At 66.9% G+C, this 18,281-nt stretch carries 17 protein-coding genes; 11 read left to right on the top strand and 6 right to left on the bottom strand.

Going from position 1 to position 18,281, the window contains the following annotated elements; genetic code table 11:
* Positions 1-47: 47 nt before the first annotated feature.
* From Tther_RS00715 to Tther_RS00690, 6 genes are read right to left on the bottom strand one after another with little or no spacing between them, the layout of a single operon-like run.
* Positions 48-830, bottom strand: coding sequence for a peptidylprolyl isomerase (locus Tther_RS00715; protein WP_143899831.1), 783 nt, complete (start codon positions 828-830; stop codon positions 48-50).
* 49 nt (positions 831-879) lie between these two features.
* A complete protein-coding gene (locus Tther_RS00710; RefSeq protein ID WP_185974956.1) occupies positions 880-1,158 on the bottom strand; it encodes a BolA family protein in 279 nt (92 codons plus the stop codon).
* Positions 1,155-1,688 carry a septation protein A gene (locus Tther_RS00705; RefSeq protein ID WP_143899829.1) on the bottom strand — a complete coding sequence of 178 codons (534 nt, stop codon included), beginning with the start codon at positions 1,686-1,688 and terminating at the stop codon, positions 1,155-1,157. The genes Tther_RS00710 and Tther_RS00705 overlap by 4 nt, the downstream gene beginning before the upstream one ends.
* Positions 1,689-1,709: 21 nt before the next feature.
* Complete coding sequence (msrB, locus tag Tther_RS00700; RefSeq protein WP_143899827.1) at positions 1,710-2,129, bottom strand: peptide-methionine (R)-S-oxide reductase MsrB; 420 nt, start codon at positions 2,127-2,129, stop codon at positions 1,710-1,712.
* A 10-nt stretch (positions 2,130-2,139) separates the two neighbouring features.
* Positions 2,140-3,711 (bottom strand): protein adenylyltransferase SelO, encoded by a 1,572-nt coding sequence (locus tag Tther_RS00695; RefSeq protein WP_143899825.1) that lies wholly within the window; start codon positions 3,709-3,711, stop codon positions 2,140-2,142.
* A gap of 48 nt (positions 3,712-3,759) precedes the next feature.
* Positions 3,760-4,443, bottom strand: a complete 684-nt coding sequence (locus Tther_RS00690; protein ID WP_143899824.1) for a Crp/Fnr family transcriptional regulator — start codon at positions 4,441-4,443, stop codon at positions 3,760-3,762.
* Positions 4,444-4,619: 176 nt separating this feature from the next.
* Here Tther_RS00690 and Tther_RS00685 point away from each other — a divergent pair, with 176 nt between their 5' ends.
* The 11 genes from Tther_RS00685 (at position 4,620) to Tther_RS00635 (ending at position 18,271) form a co-directional block, all read left to right on the top strand.
* Entirely contained in the window at positions 4,620-6,257 is a 1,638-nt protein-coding gene (locus Tther_RS00685) for a 3-(methylthio)propionyl-CoA ligase (RefSeq protein ID WP_143899823.1), read from the top strand.
* A gap of 134 nt (positions 6,258-6,391) precedes the next feature.
* A complete protein-coding gene (locus Tther_RS00680; protein WP_143899822.1) occupies positions 6,392-7,693 on the top strand; it encodes a branched-chain amino acid ABC transporter substrate-binding protein in 1,302 nt (433 codons plus the stop codon).
* Positions 7,694-7,840: 147 nt separating this feature from the next.
* Positions 7,841-8,857 carry a branched-chain amino acid ABC transporter permease gene (locus Tther_RS00675; RefSeq protein WP_143899899.1) on the top strand — a complete coding sequence of 339 codons (1,017 nt, stop codon included), beginning with the start codon at positions 7,841-7,843 and terminating at the stop codon, positions 8,855-8,857.
* An 18-nt stretch (positions 8,858-8,875) separates the two neighbouring features.
* A complete protein-coding gene (locus Tther_RS00670) occupies positions 8,876-10,168 on the top strand; it encodes a branched-chain amino acid ABC transporter permease (RefSeq protein WP_143899821.1) in 1,293 nt (430 codons plus the stop codon).
* 1 nt (position 10,169) lies between these two features.
* Complete coding sequence (locus tag Tther_RS00665) at positions 10,170-10,967, top strand: ABC transporter ATP-binding protein (protein WP_143899820.1); 798 nt, start codon at positions 10,170-10,172, stop codon at positions 10,965-10,967.
* A 34-nt stretch (positions 10,968-11,001) separates the two neighbouring features.
* A complete protein-coding gene (locus tag Tther_RS00660) occupies positions 11,002-11,700 on the top strand; it encodes an ABC transporter ATP-binding protein (RefSeq protein WP_143899819.1) in 699 nt (232 codons plus the stop codon).
* A gap of 121 nt (positions 11,701-11,821) precedes the next feature.
* A complete protein-coding gene (locus tag Tther_RS00655) occupies positions 11,822-13,939 on the top strand; it encodes a 3-hydroxyacyl-CoA dehydrogenase NAD-binding domain-containing protein (RefSeq protein ID WP_143899817.1) in 2,118 nt (705 codons plus the stop codon).
* A gap of 29 nt (positions 13,940-13,968) precedes the next feature.
* Positions 13,969-15,144, top strand: a complete 1,176-nt coding sequence (locus Tther_RS00650; RefSeq protein ID WP_143899815.1) for an acetyl-CoA C-acyltransferase — start codon at positions 13,969-13,971, stop codon at positions 15,142-15,144.
* A 1-nt stretch (position 15,145) separates the two neighbouring features.
* Positions 15,146-17,002, top strand: a complete 1,857-nt coding sequence (locus tag Tther_RS00645) for an acyl-CoA dehydrogenase (RefSeq protein ID WP_143899813.1) — start codon at positions 15,146-15,148, stop codon at positions 17,000-17,002.
* 26 nt (positions 17,003-17,028) lie between these two features.
* On the top strand, positions 17,029-17,820 hold the full coding sequence (locus tag Tther_RS00640; protein WP_143899811.1) for an SDR family oxidoreductase: 792 nt from the start codon (positions 17,029-17,031) through the stop codon (positions 17,818-17,820).
* Positions 17,789-18,271 carry a PaaI family thioesterase gene (locus Tther_RS00635; protein WP_143899809.1) on the top strand — a complete coding sequence of 161 codons (483 nt, stop codon included), beginning with the start codon at positions 17,789-17,791 and terminating at the stop codon, positions 18,269-18,271. Before Tther_RS00640 ends, Tther_RS00635 begins: the two co-directional genes overlap by 32 nt.
* Positions 18,272-18,281 lie beyond the last annotated feature (10 nt).

Here is an 18,281-nt window from a genome sequence, read left to right as displayed (position 1 = left end):
TCAGGGCGGGCCCCAGCAACGCTGGGCGGTTACGCCCGCGACGCCGTTTACTGCACCTTGGCGCGGCTGCGCAGCGCTTCCTGGTATTCGGCCAGGCGGCGCTGCTGGATTTGCTGCTGCAGCTGCGGCTTGATCTCGTCGAGCGCGGGCAATTGCGCCGGGCGCACGTCATCGACACGGATCACGTGCCAGCCAAACGCGCTTTTGACCGGCGCGGCCGATACCTCGCCTTTGCCCAGCTTGGCCATGGCTTGCGAGAACTCGGGCACGAAAGCGTCGGCCGTTGCCCAGCCCAAATCGCCGCCGTTGGCGCCAGAGCCCGGGTCTTTGGAGCGCTGCTTGGCCAGATCTTCGAAGCGCGCGCCTTTGGCCAGCTCGGCCAGGACGGCCTTGGCCTCGTCCTCGCTGCCAACCAGAATGTGGCGTGCGTGGTATTCCTGCCCTGCCGTGGCGGTGAGGCGGTCATACTCGGCTTTGAGGTCGGCCTCGGTCACCGGGTGGGTGCGCTGGTAGTCCGCGAACAGCTCCCGAATGAGGATGGTCTGCGTGGCCAGTTCGAGCTGCGCTTTGACCTCGGGGGAATTGCGCAGGCCGCGTTTGTCGGCTTCCTGCATGAAGATTTCGCGCAGGATCGCCTCTTCGCGCAGCTGCTGGCGCAGCGCATCGTCCAGCGGCCGCCCGGAGCGCGCCACCTGCTGCTCCAGCGCTTTGAGGCGGGCCATGGGCACCGGCTTGCCGTTGACAATGGCGAGGTTTTGGGCCAGGGCGGGCGCGGCCAGCCCGGCCGCCAGGCACACGGCCAGGGCCGCGCGCGACAACACAGTGTTCATGAAAAGCATCCGACGGTTGACAGAAAAAACCGCTAGGCGACGCAGCGGGTCAGTCACGCAAGACCTCGATGGCCAGCGCGTGCAGCCCGGCCGCAAAGGCGGGTTGCAGCGCATCATACACAAGCCGATGGGCGGCAACGCGCGGCAGTCCCGTCAGCGCAGGGGCGGCGATGCGCACGCGAAAGTGGGTGCCCCGGCTCAGACCGTTGGCGCCGGCGTGCGCAGCGCTTTCGTCGATCACCTCCAGCCGCGTGGGCGCAAATGCCGCGCGCAGTGCGGCTTCGATGCCGTCGGCGCTGGGCCATGCGGTGGGGGAGGGGCTCATCATGGTGCGTCGTCCTTGAGGTGCCGCGCAACGTAGAGGCCCTGCCCGACCAGGAACAGCACCGGGAAGACATAGCCCCAGAGCTTGAAGTCCACCCAGGCGTCGGTGGAAAAATAGGCCGCCACCACGCCGTTGAGCGCCGCCATGAACAGGCAGTAGCCAATCCACGCGACGGTCAGCCGCGACCACACCGCGGCCGGCAGGTGCAGCTGGCTGCCCAACAGCAGTTGCAAGACGTTTTTCTTCCAACCCCACAGGGCAGCGGCCAGGGCCAGGGCCATGGCGCCATAGAGCACGGTCGGCTTCCATTTGATGAAGCGCTCGTCGTGCAAGCCCAGCGTGAGCGCCCCAAACACCAGCACCAACAGCAGCGTGACTTTCTGCAGGGTCTGCAGACGGCGGTCGATGGCGTAAATCAGCCCCATTTGGGCCACGGTGGCGGCCATGAGCACGCCCGTGGCCGCGTAGATGTCGAGCCACTTGTAGGCGACGAAAAACAAGACGATCGGAAAAAAGTCGATCAGCAAACGCATGGGCGCATTATCGTGGGTGGCTCACGCGGGGTGCCACTGCAGGGCGGCGGAATTCATGCAATAGCGCAACCCCGTCGGCGGCGGTCCGTCGTCGAACACGTACCCCAGATGCGCACCGCACCCCGCGCACAGCGTCTCGGTGCGGTGCATGCCGTGGCTGTGGTCCTCGCGCTCGACGATGGCGCCGGGTCGCGCGCGCCAAAAGCTGGGCCAGCCGCAGCCGGCATCGAACTTGGTGTCGCTGTCAAACAGGTGGCTGCCGCACACCACGCAGTGGTAGCGGCCAGGTTGCCACCACGACTCGTAGCGGCCGGTGAACGGCCGCTCGGTGGCGGCGTGGCGCGTGACGTCGTAGGCCAGCGGTTCGGCCTCGCCGCGGGCGATTTTGGCTTGCAACTGCGCGCGCCACGCGTCATCGCTGGGGGCCAGGGGGTATGCCATGGTGGTTGCCTCAGGAGGAGCAGCTGATGTGCAGCTGCGCCGCCCACGCGGGTGGAAAGTCGGTCAGGGCGGCATCGTCGGGTTCATCCCATGGATGCTGGATGGCGTGCAGCAGTTCCTGCACGCCGCGCGCATCGCCGCCTTGGGCACGCTCGATGGCAAGCTGGGCCAAGTGGTTGCGCAGCACCACCCGTGGGTTGGCCGCGCGCATGCGCGCCTCGGCGGCTGCCGCACCGTCTGCCGCGGCGCGCTGACGCCACTCGGTGGCCCAGGCGTCGAAGGCGTCGCGCTGCAAAAAGAGATCGCGCACCGGTGTCAGCGCCGCCTGCGCCTGCGCCTGCGCTGCGCTGGCCGACAGCGCACCCTCGGCGACCGCGTCGGTCAGGCGCCGCCAGAAGATCGGATAGTCCACCCGGTCCGCCTCCAGCAGCCGCAGCAGCGCTTCGAGCCGGTCGGCATCACCCGGCTGGGGCTCGCCCAACCCCAGCTTGGCGTTCATGCGCCGGTGCAGCGCCGTCCAAAACGTTTCGCGGTACGGGCGCAACGCCGCCAGCGCCTGCTCGCTGTCGTCCAGCAGCGGCAGCAGCGCCTGCGCCAAGCAATGCAGGTTCCAGTACGCCATCTGCGGCTGGCGCGCGTAGGCGTAGCGCCCGCCAAGGTCGGAGTGGTTGCAGATGTGGCGCGAATCGAACGCGTCGAGGAACTGAAACGGCCCGTAATCCAGCGTCAGGCCCAGGATGCTCATGTTGTCGGTGTTCATCACACCGTGGCAAAAGCCGACGGCTTGCCAGGCGGCCAGCAGCGTGGCGGTGCGGCGCACGACCGCCTCCAACAGCCGGGCGTAGGGGTTGGCGCAGCCGTCGGTGGCCCATGGCACGGGCGGGCCGTCGAGCCGCGGATCGTGCCAGGGCGGGCGGTCGGCCGGGCCATCGGCGCGGCGGCAGTCTGGGTAAAACTGGTCGATGACAAAGTCTGCCAAGGTGCGCAGCGCCGCGTGGTCACCGATGCTGGCGAAGTGCTCGAAATGCCCAAACCGCACGAAGCTGGGCGCCAGCCGCGTCACCACGGCCGCGGTCTCGAGCGTTTCGCGCCGCACCGGCGCCGGCGAGCCGATCACGCACAGCGCGCGCGTGGTGGGAATGCCCAGGGCGTGCATGGCCTCGCTGGCCAAAAATTCGCGGATCGAGCTGCGCAGCACGGCCCGGCCGTCGCCCATGCGCGAAAAAGGGGTCAAGCCGCTGCCTTTGAGCTGCACTTCCCAGACGCCGCCGGGGCCGGCGCGGTCACCCAGCAGCAGCGCGCGCCCGTCGCCCAACTGCCCGGCCCAGGCCCCGAACTGGTGGCCGCTGTAGACGGTGGCCAGCGGCTCGGAGCCCGGCAGCAAGCGGTTGCCGGTGAGCGCGTGCAAATGCGTTTCGTCGGCCCAGTCGGCCGGCAGCCCCAGCAGGTGCGCGGCAGCCGCGCTGACGCCGACCCAGGCCGGCGCGGGCAGTGGCTGGGGGGATACCGGGCAGGCAAATGCGGGACCCAGCGCCGCATAGCGCGCGGGCTGCAGCGTCAGCGCGGGGGTGGGGCAGGTCATGGCCGCGCATTGTGCGGCGGCATGGGCAACCTTGCCGCGGGCAGGGCCTCAGCCGCGGCGGCTCAGCATGGCTTCCAGCGCTTCGGGTTGCAGCACATCGACACGGCTGAATTCCAGCGAAATCCACCCCTGGGCCTCAAAGGCCTTGAGCACCCGGTTGGTGGTCTGCCGCGACAGGCCGGCCAGGTGGCCCAGGTCCTCCTGCGACAAGGTGATGCGGCGCACGCCGGAGCCGCAAAACATGCTCAGATATTGCGCCACGCGCTCTTCGGGCGAGCGCAGCCGGCCGACTTCGATGGCCGTCATGGCCTGGCCCAGGCGCAGGTTGAGCCGCTCCACCAAGAAGTGGTTGAAGGCCAGGCTGCTGTGGTAGAGCTGCTGGAAATGCGGCAGCGGCAGCCCGATGAGCGTGGTGTCGCGCAGTGCCAGCACGTCGTAGCGCCAGTGGCCGCCCTTGAGCACGGTGCCCTCGCCAAACCAGTCGCCGGCGGGCACGCCCAAAAAGGCCGACACCCGACCATCGGGCCCCTCGGTCTGCAGCTTGGCCATGCCGGAGAGCACCGCCCACCACGCGTCCACCGGCGTGCCGCGGCGGATCAGCAGCTCGCCGCGCGCGGCGCGCTGCAGGACCATCGCGTCGATCAGGGTCTGGCGGGTGGCGGCGTCGAGCGTGCCGAACCAAGGCTGCTGGGACAGGAAGACGCGGGCCGGGGTGCGGGTGTCGAGGGTCATGGTGGGGGAGGTTGCGCAGCGCCACGTGGCGAGCTGTCCGGTGGGCGACAAATGCCGGCCATTCCTCGGGTTTGCCTCAATGCCGGGACGGGCGCGGCCTTGCCATAGTCGTAAGCTTAGCGGAGTCGGCGGGCCATACCGGCGCAGCCGACCTGTCTACGAAGGAGAGCCGTTCCATGCTGGGCCTGATGCAAGATCGTCCCCTGCTCATTGCCGATTTGATCGAACATGCGGCGCGCCACCACGGCGACGTCGAAATCGTCTCGCGCCGCGTCGAAGGTGACATCCACCGCACCACCTACGGCGACGCGGCCAAGCGCGCGCGTCAGCTGGCCCATGCGCTGGATGCGATGGGGCTGGCGCCGGGCGAGCGCGTGGCCAGCCTGGCCTGGAATGGCTACCGCCATTTCGAGATGTATTTTGGGGTCAGCGGGTCCGGGCGGGTGCTGCACACCATCAACCCGCGCTTGATCCCGGAGCAGATCGCCTGGATCGTCAACCACGCCGAAGACCGGGTGCTGGCGTTTGACATGACGTTTTGGCCGATCATCAAGGCCATCCATGGCAAGTGCCCCACGGTGCAGCGCTGGGTCGCCCTGTGCGACGACGAGCACCTGGCCCGCCTGACGGCCGACGGGGCCGTGCCCAACCTGGTGAGCTACGAATCCTGGATCGGCGGCCACCACACCACCTATGACTGGCCGCGCTTTTCCGACGACACGGCCAGCAGCATGTGCTACACGAGCGGCACCACCGGCCACCCGAAGGCGGCGCTCTACAGCCACAAGTCCACCATCTTGCACGCCTACGCGGCGGCACTGCCCGATGTGATGTGCCTGAGCGCGCGCGATGCGGTGCTGCCGGTGGTGCCCATGTTCCACGTCAACGCCTGGGGCATACCGTACTCTGCGGCGGCCGTGGGCTGCAAGCTCGTCTTTCCGGGTGGACAGCTCGACGGCAAGTCGGTGTATGAGCTGCTGGCCGCCGAGGGCGTGACCATGGCCGCCGGCGTGCCCACCGTGTGGCAGATGCTGCTGTCGCACATGGACGCCAACGGGCTGACGCTGCCGGCGCTGCAGCGCACGGTCATCGGTGGCTCGGCGTGCCCGCCGGCGATGATCACCGCGTTCCGCGAGAAATACGGTGTCGAAGTGCTGCACGCCTGGGGCATGACCGAGCTCAGCCCATTGGGAACGTTGTGCACGCTCAAGAACAAGCACCTGAGCCTACCCGAGGCCGAGCAAATGAAGATCCGCCTCAAGCAGGGGCGCGCCATTTTCGGCATCGACATGAAAATCGTCGACGCCGAAGGCCGCGAGCTGCCCTGGGATGGTCAAAGCCAGGGCGAGCTCATGGTGCGTGGCCCCTGGGTCATCCGCGACTACTACCACAGCGACAAACCCAGCCCGCTGGTGGACGGGTGGTTCCCCACGGGTGACGTGGCCACCATCGACCCCGACGGCTACATGCAGATTACCGATCGCAGCAAGGACGTCATCAAGTCCGGCGGGGAGTGGATCAGCTCGATCGACGTCGAAAACATCGCCATGGCCCATCCGGCCGTGATGATGGCCGCCTGCATCGGGGTCAAGCACCCCAAGTGGGATGAGCGGCCCATCGTCGTCGTGGTCAAAAAGCCCGGTGCCGAGGTCACGCGCGAAGAGCTGCTCGCCTTCTACGAGGGCAAGCTGGCCAAGTGGCAAATCCCCGATGACGTCGTCTTCGTCGATGCGATACCGCTTGGTGCCACCGGCAAGATGCAAAAAGTCAAGCTGCGCGAGATGCTGGCCGACTACCGCCTGCCGGGTCTGTAAGCCGGGTGGCGCCGCCAACTGTCACCCCGAGGACAGTCGCCAAGGTGATAAGTCTGCGGGGTTTCCCTCAATACGGCGGCGTCACAGACGGCTAAGCTCACACCGTCCCATCCCTACAAACAGGAGACAAGCCCATGAAGTTCGCATTCAAGACCGTTGCCGTGGCCGCCATGATGGGCCTGGCGTTGGCCAGCGTTGCGCAGGCCCAAAACGCCCGTCAGGCCAAGCGCGACCAGGCCCAGGCAGCCGCCAACGCGCCGCTGGCGGGGCAGACCGTCAAGATCGCGTGGATCGATCCGCTGTCGGGCTTGATGGCGCCCGTGGGCTCGAACCAGGTGCGCAGCTTCCAGTTTTTCGGCGAGAAGTTCAGCGGCCCCAACAAATACAACCTGGCCGGGGTCAAATGGGAAGTGGTGCCGTTTGACAACAAGCTCAGCCCGGCCGAGAGCCTGACGGCGCTGCAGTCGGCCATCGACCAGGGCATCCGCTACATCACGCAGGGCAATGGCTCGTCGGTGGCTGGCGCGCTGATCGAGGCGGTTGCGCGCCACAACGCGCGCAACCCGGGCAAAGAGGTGATCTTCCTCAACCACTCGGCGGTGGACCCGGACTTCACCAACAGCAAGTGCAACTACTGGCACTTCCGCTTTGACGCCGACACCTCCATGAAGATGGAGGCGCTGACCACCTTCATCAAAGACCAGCCGGACGTCAAAAAGATCTATCTGCTCAACCAAAACTACTCGCACGGCCACCAGGTCGCCAAATACGCCAAGGAGCTGCTGGCGCGCAAACGGCCCGACATCCAAATCGTGGGCGAGGACCTGCACCCGCTGGCCCAGGTGCGCGACTTCGCGCCCTACATCGCCAAGATCAAGGCGTCGGGCGCCGACGCGGTGATCACCGGCAACTGGGGCTCGGACCTTGCGCTGCTGGTCAAGGCGGCCAACGAAGGCGGCTACGGCGGCAAGTTCTTCACGTACTACGCCGGGGTCACGGGCACGCCAACCGCGCTGGGACCAAACGCCGAGGGCAAGGTGTACCAGGTGTCGTACAACCACTACCACATGGGCGGGGAGTACGAGCAGTGGCAGCGTGAATTCCAAAAGAAATTCAACGCGGACTTCTACACCGGCTCGGTGATCCACATCTACCGCTCGCTCTCCGAGGCCATGGCACGCGCGAAATCGACCGATCCGGTCAAGGTTGCCAAGGAGCTGGAGGGCCTGAAGTTCACCAGCTACAGCGGTGAGGTCGAGATGCGCAAGACCGACCACCAGCTGCAGCAGCCGTTGTACCTGTCGCGCTGGCAAAAGACCGATGCCAAGTTCAATTACAGCGTCGAAAACACCGGCATGACCTTTGCGCTGGTGCGTGAATTCCCGGCCTATGTGGCCAGCACGCCCACGAGCTGCAACATGCAGCGGCCCAACTGATGCGCATGGGGGCGCTGCCCCCGTGGTGCGCTTTTCCACTTTCATGCCCCGACGAATCCGGCCGGCCGTTGGACCGACGGCCGCCGGATGGGGCGGGTCTGCGCCCGCCGTCGGGATTGTTCGATGCTGCCTCGTGACGCCCCCGCCATGGAATTCGTCATCGTCTCGCTGCTCAACGGTGTCAGTTACGGCCTGCTGCTGTTCATGCTCAGCGCCGGGCTGACGCTCATCTTTTCCCTGATGGGCGTGCTCAACTTCGCTCACGCGAGCTTTTACATGCTGGGGGCGTATTTCGCGTACGCGCTGTCCGGGGTGATCGGGTTTTGGCCGGCGCTGTTCATCGCGCCGGTGCTGGTGGGTGTTGCCGGGGCGCTGTTCGAGCGCTACAGCTTGCGCAAGGTGCATGCGTTTGGTCATGTGCCGGAGCTGCTCATCACGTTTGGTTTGTCCTACGTCGTGCTGGAGCTGGTGCAACTGGTGTGGGGGCGCACGGCGGTGGACTTTCGCCCGCCCGAGGTGTTGCAGGGACCGGCGTTTACGCTGATTCACCATGCCAACGACACCATGGGCCTTGCGTGGGGGCGGGCGGCGGCTGAGGTGTGCGCGCAGGCGGCGTGCACGCCGTTTCCGGCCACGCGGGCGTTCATGATGGTGGTGGCGGTGCTGATGCTGCTCGGGTTGTGGCTGCTGATCACACGCACGCGCGTCGGGCTGGTGATCCAGGCGGCGCTGACCCACCCGCAGATGGTGGAAGCGCTCGGCCACAACGTGCCGCGGGTGTTCATGCTGGTGTTCGGCACCGGCACGGGCCTGGCCGGGCTGGCCGGTGTGATCGGCGGCAGCACCTTTGTGACCGAGCCGGCCATGGCGGCCACGCTGGGGTCGCTGGTGTTTGCGGTGGTGGTGATCGGCGGGCTGGGGTCGTTGCCGGGTGCGTTTTTGGCGTCGCTGCTGATCGGCGTGATCCAGACGTTTGCGGTATCGATGGACCACTCCATCGGGTCACTGCTCGAGGGCGTGGGGCTGGCGCTGTCCGAGTCGATGCGCAACAACGATTTCCTCAAGCTGACGCTGTCGCAGGTGGCACCGGTGCTGCCCTATCTCTTCCTGGTGCTGGTGCTGATTTTCCGCCCCAAAGGGCTGCTGGGCACGCGCGACCACTGAACCCCTCAAGACCCAACCATGAGCAAGGCCTACTACCAGTTCAAGCCCTACAACGTCGGGCGCTGGATCATCTGGACGCTGTTTGCACTGGTGTTGCTGGTGGCGCCCCAGCTGTTCACCAGCAACCTGTCGATCAGCATGCTGGCGCAGATGGGCATCGCCATCATCGCCTGCCTGTCGTACAACATGCTGCTGGGGCAGGGGGGCATGCTGAGCTTTGGCCACGCGGTCTACAGCGGCCTGGGCTCGTATGTGGCCATCCACACCCTGCTCAAGGTGTCGGCGGGCGCACTGTGGCTGCCGGTGTCGCTCATCCCACTGGTGGGCGGGTTGGCGGGCTTTGCGTTTGCCGTGCTTTTTGGTTACGTGACGACCAAGAAGGCCGGCACGCCCTTTGCCATGATCACGCTGGGCGTGGGCGAGCTGGTGTTTGCGATGTCGCTGATGTTTTCCGATTTCTTCGGTGGCGAGGCGGGCATCAGTGCCAACCGTGTCGTCGGTGAGCCGGTGTTGGGCATCACGTTCGGGCCGGCGGTGCAGGTGTACTACCTGATCGCGGTCTACACCTTTGTGTGCGTGGCGGCGATGTACGCCTTTACGCGCACGCCGCTGGGGCGCATCCTCAACGCGGTGCGCGACAACCCCGAGCGGGTGGAGTTCATCGGCTACAACACGCAAGTGGTGCGCTACCTGGCGTTCATGATTTCGGGCTTCTTTGCCGGCGTGGCCGGTGGGCTGGGCGCGATTCAGTTCGAAATCGTCACGGCCGAGGTGGTCGGACCGCTGCGCTCGGGTGCTTACCTGCTGTTCACCTTTCTGGGCGGCGCGACGTTTTTCTTCGGGCCGGTCATCGGCGGCGTGTTGATGGTGCTGGCGCTGGTGTTGTTGTCCGAGCTCACCAAGGCCTGGTTGCTGTACCTGGGGTTGGTGTTCCTGTTCATGGTCATGTACGCGCCCGGTGGCATCGCCAGCCTGATCATGATGAACCTGCGGGTGGCGGCGTTTGGGCGGCTGCGCGAACTCTGGGTCAGCTATTTGGCCCTGGCGGGCACCGCGCTGGTGGCGCTGCTGGGGGCTGGCGGCATCGTCGAGATGGTCTACCACCTGCAGCTCAACGCGGCGATCGGTTCGCAAATGCAATACCTGGGGGTGACGCTGAATGCACACGCGGCCGAGAGCTGGTTTGGGTGCGCATTCGTGATGCTGACCGGCATCGGTTTGTTCGAGGTGGCGCGGCGGCGCTTCCGCGAACACTGGAGCGAGATCCAGGTCGACATCGAAAAGGAAATCAAACGGCGGGAGATGGCCTGATATGCACGACACCCCCTCGGCAACGACCCCTGCGCTGGCGTTGCGCGACGTCTGGAAGCGCTTTGGCAAGACCGAAATCATCCGCGGCGCCAACTTGGTGGTGCAGCCGGGCGAACGCGTTGCGGTCATCGGACCCAACGGCGCCGGCAAATCGACGCTGTTCAACCTGATCAGCGGGCGCTTTGCGCCCTCCAGCGGCGAAATTTGGCTCAACGGGCAGCGCATCGATGGCAAAAAGCCGTTCGAAATCAATCGCCTGGGACTCAGCCGCAGCTTTCAGATCACCAACATCTTCCCCAAGCTCAGCGTGTTCGAAAACCTGCGCTGCGGCGTGCTGTGGAGCCTGGGCTATCGCTACACCTTCCTGAAGTTTTTGGCCGACCTGGAAGACGCCAACGAACGCGCCGAGGCCTTGCTCGACCGCATCGGTCTGCACAAAAAGCGCGACGTGTTGGCGATGAACCTGACCTACGCCGAGCAGCGCGCGCTCGAAATCGGCATCACGATCGCCGGCGGCGCCAACGTCATCTTGCTCGACGAGCCCACCGCGGGCATGAGCAAGAGCGAGACCCGGCGTTTCATCGAGCTCATCCGCGAGGTGACCGTGGGCAAGACGCTGCTGACCGTGGAGCACGACATGGGGGTGGTGTTTGGGTTGGCCGATCGCATTGCCGTTGTCGTCTACGGCGAGGTGATTGCCTTTGACACGCCCGAGGCGGTCAAGAACAACCCCCGCGTGCAGGAGGCCTATCTCGGCTCGGTGCTGGCCGAGCAGCAGGCCGCCGAAGCCGCGCATTGACCCACCGGAGCTGGCCCATTGCTCGGACTTGCCCATGCTTGAAATCGACAACCTCCACGCTTTCTATGGCAAAAGCCACGTGCTGCACGGGGTGCACTTCAAGGTTGCCCCGGGCGAGATCGTGGCCCTGCTCGGCCGCAACGGCTCGGGGCGCTCCACCACGGCCAAGGCCATCATGGGCCTGGTCGACGCCGAAGGGGACATCCGCTGGAAGGGCCAGCGCATCACCGGCCTCAAGCCCTACGAGGTGGCGCACCTGGGCATCGGCTACGTGCCGGAAAGCCGCGACATCTTCCCCAAGCTGACCGTGCACCAAAACCTGATGCTGGGGCAGAAAGCATCGGGCAAGGGGGGGCGCTGGAGCTTCGACGACATGTACGCGCTGTTCCCACGCCTCAAGGAGCGCCAGCACACCGAAGCCGGCGTGATGTCGGGCGGGGAGCAGCAGATGCTGACGCTGTGCCGCACGCTCATGGGCGACCCGGATCTCATCATCATCGACGAGCCCACCGAGGGTCTGGCGCCCAAGATCGTCGAGCAGGTGGCCGATTACCTGCGTGCGCTCAAGGCCAAAGGGGTGTCGGTGCTGTTGATCGAGCAAAAGCTCACCATCGCGCTGACGGTGTCCGATCGCGCGCTGGTGATGGGGCACGGCAGCATCGTTTTCGACGGCACGCCCGAAGTGCTGCAGGCCAACCCCTACGTGCGCAGGGAGTGGCTGGAAGTCGGCTGACCCCGTGCGACAGACAAACGCGCGACACTTGACCGTGGGCAAAGCGCGCTTTGCGGCCTAGAATTTCCGCAAAACCGAACGATCGTTCAGTTTTGTCCGTCATCGTTTTCGAGGAGGCACCATGACCGCTCATTACCAGGTCCACGGCGACGTGGCCGTCATCACCCTGGACAACCCGCCCGTCAACGGGCTGGGGCTGTCCACCCGGCAGGCGATCGCGCAGGGGCTGGACCGGGCCAACGACGATCCCGCGGTGCGCGCGATCGTGCTGACGGGCGCGGGCAAGGCGTTTTCCGGCGGCGCCGACATCAAGGAGTTTGGGTCGCCCAAGGCCTACCAGGACCCCAATCTGCTGAGCGTCATTTTGGCGGTCGAGCATTCGGCCAAGCCGGTGGTGGCGGCCATCCACAGCGTCTGCATGGGGGGCGGCCTGGAGCTGGCGCTGGGCGCGCATTACCGCATCGCGGCGCCCGGCACCAAGGTGGCGCTGCCCGAGGTCAAGCTCGGCCTGATCCCCGGCGCGGGCGGCACGCAGCGCCTGCCGCGCGTCATTGGGGTGGAGGCGGCGCTCAACATGATCGTCAGCGGCGAGCCGGTGCCTAGCGAGCTGTTGGCGGCGCTGCCGGGGCAAAAGCTGTTCGATCGCATGGCCCAATCGGCGCAAACCCTGCTCGACGAGGCCTTGGCGCTGGCGCGCGAGGTGGCCGAGCGCCACGCCGATGGCAGCCCGCTGCCGCTGGTGCGTCACCTGCCGTGCCGGCATCCGCAGGGCGACGCCTACTTCCAGTTCGCGCGCAACATGGTGGGCGCGCAGGCCAAGCACTACCCGGCGCCGCTCAAGTGCATCGACGCGGTGCAGGCTGCCACCACCAAGCGGTTTGACGACGGGATGGCGTTCGAGCGCGAAACCTTCGTCAACCTCATGAACACACCGGTGTGCATCGCGCTGCGCCACATCTTCGTGGCCGAGCGTGCCACGAGCAAGATCGCCGACGTGCCCGAGGACACGCCGCAGCGCGACATCCGCTCCGTGGCCGTCATCGGCGCGGGCACCATGGGCAGCGGCATTTCGATCAACTTCCTCAACATCGGTCTGCCCGTCACCATCCTGGAGACCAAGCAAGAGGCGCTCGACCGCGGCGTCGCCCACATCCGCTCGGTGTACGAAGGGCAGGTCAAAAAAGGCAAGCTCAAACCCGAGCAGGCCGAGCAGCGCCTGGGCCTGCTGCGCACCACGCTGTCCTACGACGACATCCGCGATGCCGACATCGTCATCGAAGCGGTGTTCGAGGACATGGAGGTCAAACGCCAGGTGTTCGAGCGGCTCGACGCCGTCATGAAGCCCGGTGCCATCCTGGCCACCAACACCTCGACGCTGGACGTCAACAAGATCGCGTCGTTCACCAAGCGGCCGCAGGACGTCATCGGCACCCACTTCTTCAGCCCCGCGAATGTGATGAAGCTGCTGGAAGTGGTGCGCGGTGCGGCCACGGCCAAGGACGTGTTGGCCACCGTGATGGCCCTGGGCAAGAAGATCAAAAAGACCTGCGTCGTCTCCGGGGTGTGCGACGGCTTCATCGGCAACCGCATGATCGAGCAGTACAGCCGCCAGGCCGGCTTCCTGCTGGAGGAGGGCTGCACGCCTGAGCAGGTGGACCGCGCGATCGAGAAGTTCGGCTTTGCCATGGGACCGTTTCGCATGGGCGATCTCGCCGGCAACGACGTGGGCTGGTACATCCGCAAGCGCCGTTACGTGGAAAAACCGCACCTGCGCTACAGCAAGGTCGCCGACCGGCTGTGCGAGATGGGGCGCTTTGGCCAGAAGACCGGCGCGGGCTGGTACGACTACCAACCGGGCAAGCGCGACGCCATCCCCAGCCCGGTGGTCAACCAGATGATCGCGGACTACCGCAAAGAGCTGGGCATCACCCCGCGCCAGATCAGCGACGAGGAGATCGTGCAGCGCTTGGTGTTTGCGCTGGTCAACGAAGGCGCGCACATCCTGGAAGAAAAGATCGCTGTGCGCGCCAGCGACATCGACATGGTTTACCTGACCGGCTACGGCTTCCCGGCCTGGCGTGGTGGTCCCATGCACTACGCCGAGCAGTATGGCCTGTTCAACGTCATGCAGGCCATGAAGCGCTTTGCCAAGAACCCGCACGACGATGCGAACTTCTGGCAGCCCGCGCCGCTGATCGCCCGCCTGGTCGCCGAGGGCAAGGGTTTCGCAGCCGTCTGAGGCGAGCCGACATCACCGGAGAACCGAATATGAGCAACGCCGTCATCGTTTCCACCGCCCGCACGCCGCTGGCCAAGAGCTGGAAAGGCTCGTTCAACATGACCCACGGGGCGACCCTGGGCGGACACGTGGTGCGCGCCGCCATCGAGCGCGCGCGCCTCGACCCGGCCGAGGTCGAAGACGTGATCATGGGCTGCGCCAACCCCGAAGGCGCCACCGGGATGAACATCGCGCGCCAAATCGCGCTGGCCGCCGGCTGCCCGGTGACCGTGTCGGGCCTGACCGTCAACCGTTTCTGTTCCTCGGGGCTGCAGACCATCGCCCTGGCGGCGCAGCGCATCATGGCCGGCGAGGGCGAGATCTACGTCGCTGGCGGTGTCGAGAGCATCTCGTGCGTGCAAAACGAGATGAACAAGCACATGATGTTCGACCCCGCGCTGGCGGCGCGCAAGCCGGAGATTTACTGGACCATGCTGCAAACCGCCGAGCAAGTGGCCAAGCGCTACGGCATCACGCGCGACGCCATGGACGAGTACGGCGCGGCCAGCCAGCAAAAGGCGTGCGCGGCGGCTGCGGCGGGCAAGTTCGATGACGAGATCGTGCCGATCACCGTCACGGCCGGGGTGTACGACGCGCAGCGTGGCCTGATCACGCGCGAAGTGACCGTCACCCGCGACGAGGGCCTGCGCGAAGGCACGACCAAAGAGGCGATCGCCAACATCAAGCCGGCGCTGCCGGGCGGGGTGATCGCAGCGGGCAACGCCAGCCAGTTCTCGGATGGCGCGGGCGCCTGTGTGGTGATGGACGAAAAGGTGGCCGAGCGCAAGGGGCTGCAGCCACTGGGACGCTTTTTGGGCTTTGCCGTGGCCGGCTGTGAGCCCGACGAAATGGGCATCGGCCCGGTGTTTGCCGTGCCCAAGGTGTTGCAGCGCCTGGGGCTGACGGTGGACGATATCGACCTGTGGGAGCTCAACGAGGCGTTTGCGGTGCAGGTGATCTACTGCCGCGACCGCCTGGGCATCCCGGCCGATCGGCTCAACGTCAACGGCGGCGCCATCGCCATCGGCCACCCCTACGGCGTGTCCGGGCAGCGCCTGACCGGCCACGCGCTCATCGAGGGCAAACGGCGCGGCGCCAAGCGCGTGTGCGTGACCATGTGCATCGGCGGCGGCATGGGCGCCGCGGGCGTGTTCGAGGTGCTTTGACATGGCCCAGGGACTGCGCGCGGCCATCGACTTCTTGCTCTACGAGTGGCTGCAGGCGCAGACCCTGTGCAGCCGGGCGCGCTATGCCGACCACACGCGCGAGACGTTCGACGCGGTGCTCGACACCTGTGAGCGCATCGCGCGCGACAAATACGCACCGTTCAACCGGCTGGTGGATACGGAGGAGCCGCGCTTCGATGGCGAGCGCGTGATCCTGCCCGCGGCCACGCACGAGGCCTGGAAGGCCTACGCCGCCAGCGGCATGTTGAGCGCCGCGCAGGACTACGCCGTCGGCGGCATGCAGTTGCCCTACACCGTGGAGGCCGCGGGCAACGCCTTTTTCGCCGCCGCCTCGGTCAGCATCGGCGCCGGCATGCTGACCGTGGGCAACGCCAACCTGCTCATGGCCCACGGCACCGAGGCGCAGCAGCGCGCGTTTGCCCTGCCCGAATTTGCCGGGCGGTTTTCCGGCACCATGTGCCTGAGCGAGCCGCAGGCTGGCTCGAGCCTGAGCGACATCGCCACGCGCGCCGTCCCCGACGGTGAGGGCTACGAGGCCGACCCGCTGGGGCCGCGCTACCGGCTGCGCGGCAACAAGATGTGGATTTCGGCCGGCGAGCACGAGCTCACCGAAAACATCGTCCACCTGGTGCTGGCCAAAATCCCCGGCCCGGACGGCCGGCTGCCGCCCGGCGTCAAGGGGATTTCGCTGTTCATCGTGCCCAAAAAACTGGTCACGCCGGATGGCCAGTTGTGCGGACAGCGCAACGACGTGGCGCTGGCCGGCCTCAACCACAAGTGCGGCTGGCGCGGCACCACCAACACCCTGCTCAATTTCGGCGAGGGCCGCTATCCGGTCAGCGCACCGGGGTTGGGCGCCGGGCTCGATGGCCAAGGCGCCGGGGCCATCGGCTACCGTGTGGGCGAGCCGGGGCAGGGCCTGCGCTACATGTTCCACATGATGAACGAGGCCCGCATCGGCGTGGGCATGGCCGCGACCATGCTCGGCATGGCGGGCTATTTGGCCAGTTTGGATTACGCCCGCACGCGCTTGCAGGGCCGGCCGCTGGGGCCCCACGGCAAGGATCCGGCGCAACCGCCGGTGCGCATCATCGAGCACGCCGACGTCAAGCGCATGCTGCTGGCCCAAAAAGCCTACTGCGAAGGCGCGCTGGCCCTGGAGCTGTATTGCGCGCGCCTGGTGGACGAGCAGCGCACGGGTGAGGCCGCCACGGCCGACGACGCGCGGCTGCTGCTGGAGGTGCTCACGCCGATTGCCAAGAGCTGGCCGAGCGAATGGTGCCTGGAGGCCAACAGCCTGGCCATCCAGGTGCACGGCGGCTACGGCTACACGCGCGACTTTCCGGTCGAGCAGTACTGGCGCGACAACCGCCTCAACATGATCCACGAAGGCACGCACGGCATCCAGGCGCTGGACCTGCTGGGGCGCAAGGTGCTGATGGAAGACGGGCGCGGCACGCGGCTGCTGGGCGAGCGCATCGCCGCCACCGCCGAGCGCGCGCGTGCCGTGCCGGCACTGGCAGCACACGCCGAGGCGCTGGCGGCGGCGTGGGACGCGGTGCTGGCGGCCACGCGCGCGGCCTGGGCCGATGGCGACCCGGTGGCGGCGCTGGCCAATGCCGTGCCCTATATGCAGGCGTTTGGGCACACGGTGCTGGCGTGGATCTGGCTGGACGTGGCGCTGGCCGCCGCTGCCCGGGATGGTGCGGCCCACGCCGGGCGGCTGCAGGCGTGCCGGTACTTTTTCCATTACGAACTGCCCAAGATCGAGGCGTGGCTGCGGGTGGTGCGCACGCGCGACCGCACCTGCGCCGACATGGCCGAAGAGGCTTTCTGACCCCCACACAAGAGGAGACCGCGACGATGACCCGCACCGTTCAACAATTGTTCGACCTCAGCGGCCGTGTGGCCCTGGTCACCGGCGGCTCGCGTGGCCTGGGCCTGCAGCTGGCGCAGGCGCTGGGCGAGGCGGGCGCCAAGGTCATGCTGAGCGCGCGCAAGGCCGACGAACTGGAGGAGGCCACGGCACGGCTGCAGTCCCAAGGGATCGACGCACGCTGGATCGCCGCCGACTGCGCGCGCGAGGAGGACATCCACCGCCTGGCGTCCGAGACGCTGCAACGCCTGGGCGACATCGACATCCTGGTCAACAACGCCGGGGCGGCCTGGGGCGCGCCGGCCGAGGACCACCCGCTCGAGGCTTGGGACAAGGTGATGAACCTCAACATCCGGGGGTACTTCATCCTCAGCCAGTACGTGGGCAAGCACAGCATGATCCCGCGCCGCCGCGGCAGCATCGTCAACGTGGCCTCGATCGCCGGCCTGGGCGGCAACCCGCCGGACATGAAGACCATTGCCTACAACACCTCCAAAGGCGCGGTGATCAATTTCACGCGCGCGCTGGCCGCGGAATGGGGGCGCTACGGCATCCGCGTCAACGCCATTTGCCCGGGGTTTTTCCCCAGCAAGATGACGCGCGGCACGCTGCAGGCCATGGGCGAAGAACGGCTGGCCGCGCACGCGCCCCTCAACCGCCTAGGGGACGACGAAGACCTCAAGGGCACGGTGGTGCTGTTTGCCTCCGACGCAGGCAAACACATCACCGGACAGTGGCTGGCGGTGGATGGGGGCGTCAGTGTCGTCACCGGCGGCTGACCTGCCGTTGAGCGTCCGCATCCCCTTCGTCGAGCTGCTGGGCTTTCGCTTGCGCCGCTGGGACGACGGGGAGGCTGAGATCGCCTACGACCCCGCACCTGAGCATTTGAACTCGTTTGGCGTGGTGCACGGTGGTGCCAGCATGACGCTGCTCGATGTGGTCATGGCGCATGCCGCGCGCAGCGTGCAGCGCGACATGGGGGTCGTGACCATCGAGATGAAAACCAGCTTCATGCAGGCGGCGCAGGGGCCGCTGGTGGCGCGGGCGCGGCTGCTGCACCGCACCGCGACCATGGCCTTTACCGAGGGCCAGGTGCGCGATGCCGCCGGACGGCTGTGCGCGCACGCCAGCGGCACGTTTCGCTATGTGCGCCGTCTGCCCACGCCTGGCGCGGGCGTGCGCGACCTGCAAACGCCGGCCACCGACGCCGGCGTCATCCCTACCGATTGACCACGGGCCA

The sequence above is a fragment of the Tepidimonas thermarum genome, assembly GCF_007556705.1.
Classification (GTDB): Bacteria; Pseudomonadota; Gammaproteobacteria; order Burkholderiales; family Burkholderiaceae_C; genus Tepidimonas; species Tepidimonas thermarum.
Note: the sequence above shows the minus strand (reverse complement) of the source record. Positions and strands in the feature narration are given on the sequence as shown.

Excerpts from the sequence above, each read along its gene's own strand:
- msrB (WP_143899827.1), bottom strand. The coding sequence starts at position 2,129 with ATGGCATACCCCCTGGCCCCCAGCGATGACGCGTGGCGCGCGCAGTTG.
- Tther_RS00655 (WP_143899817.1), top strand. The coding sequence starts at position 11,822 with ATGACCGCTCATTACCAGGTCCACGGCGACGTGGCCGTCATCACCCTG.
- Tther_RS00690 (WP_143899824.1), bottom strand. The coding sequence starts at position 4,443 with ATGACCCTCGACACCCGCACCCCGGCCCGCGTCTTCCTGTCCCAGCAG.
- Tther_RS00660 (WP_143899819.1), top strand. The coding sequence starts at position 11,002 with ATGCTTGAAATCGACAACCTCCACGCTTTCTATGGCAAAAGCCACGTG.
- Tther_RS00715 (WP_143899831.1), bottom strand. The coding sequence starts at position 830 with ATGAACACTGTGTTGTCGCGCGCGGCCCTGGCCGTGTGCCTGGCGGCC.
- Tther_RS00705 (WP_143899829.1), bottom strand. The coding sequence starts at position 1,688 with ATGCGTTTGCTGATCGACTTTTTTCCGATCGTCTTGTTTTTCGTCGCC.
- Tther_RS00680 (WP_143899822.1), top strand. The coding sequence starts at position 6,392 with ATGAAGTTCGCATTCAAGACCGTTGCCGTGGCCGCCATGATGGGCCTG.
- Tther_RS00710 (WP_185974956.1), bottom strand. The coding sequence starts at position 1,158 with ATGATGAGCCCCTCCCCCACCGCATGGCCCAGCGCCGACGGCATCGAA.
- Tther_RS00640 (WP_143899811.1), top strand. The coding sequence starts at position 17,029 with ATGACCCGCACCGTTCAACAATTGTTCGACCTCAGCGGCCGTGTGGCC.
- Tther_RS00635 (WP_143899809.1), top strand. The coding sequence starts at position 17,789 with ATGGGGGCGTCAGTGTCGTCACCGGCGGCTGACCTGCCGTTGAGCGTC.
- Tther_RS00670 (WP_143899821.1), top strand. The coding sequence starts at position 8,876 with ATGAGCAAGGCCTACTACCAGTTCAAGCCCTACAACGTCGGGCGCTGG.
- Tther_RS00675 (WP_143899899.1), top strand. The coding sequence starts at position 7,841 with ATGGAATTCGTCATCGTCTCGCTGCTCAACGGTGTCAGTTACGGCCTG.
- Tther_RS00685 (WP_143899823.1), top strand. The coding sequence starts at position 4,620 with ATGCTGGGCCTGATGCAAGATCGTCCCCTGCTCATTGCCGATTTGATC.
- Tther_RS00645 (WP_143899813.1), top strand. The coding sequence starts at position 15,146 with ATGGCCCAGGGACTGCGCGCGGCCATCGACTTCTTGCTCTACGAGTGG.
- Tther_RS00665 (WP_143899820.1), top strand. The coding sequence starts at position 10,170 with ATGCACGACACCCCCTCGGCAACGACCCCTGCGCTGGCGTTGCGCGAC.
- Tther_RS00650 (WP_143899815.1), top strand. The coding sequence starts at position 13,969 with ATGAGCAACGCCGTCATCGTTTCCACCGCCCGCACGCCGCTGGCCAAG.
- Tther_RS00695 (WP_143899825.1), bottom strand. The coding sequence starts at position 3,711 with ATGACCTGCCCCACCCCCGCGCTGACGCTGCAGCCCGCGCGCTATGCG.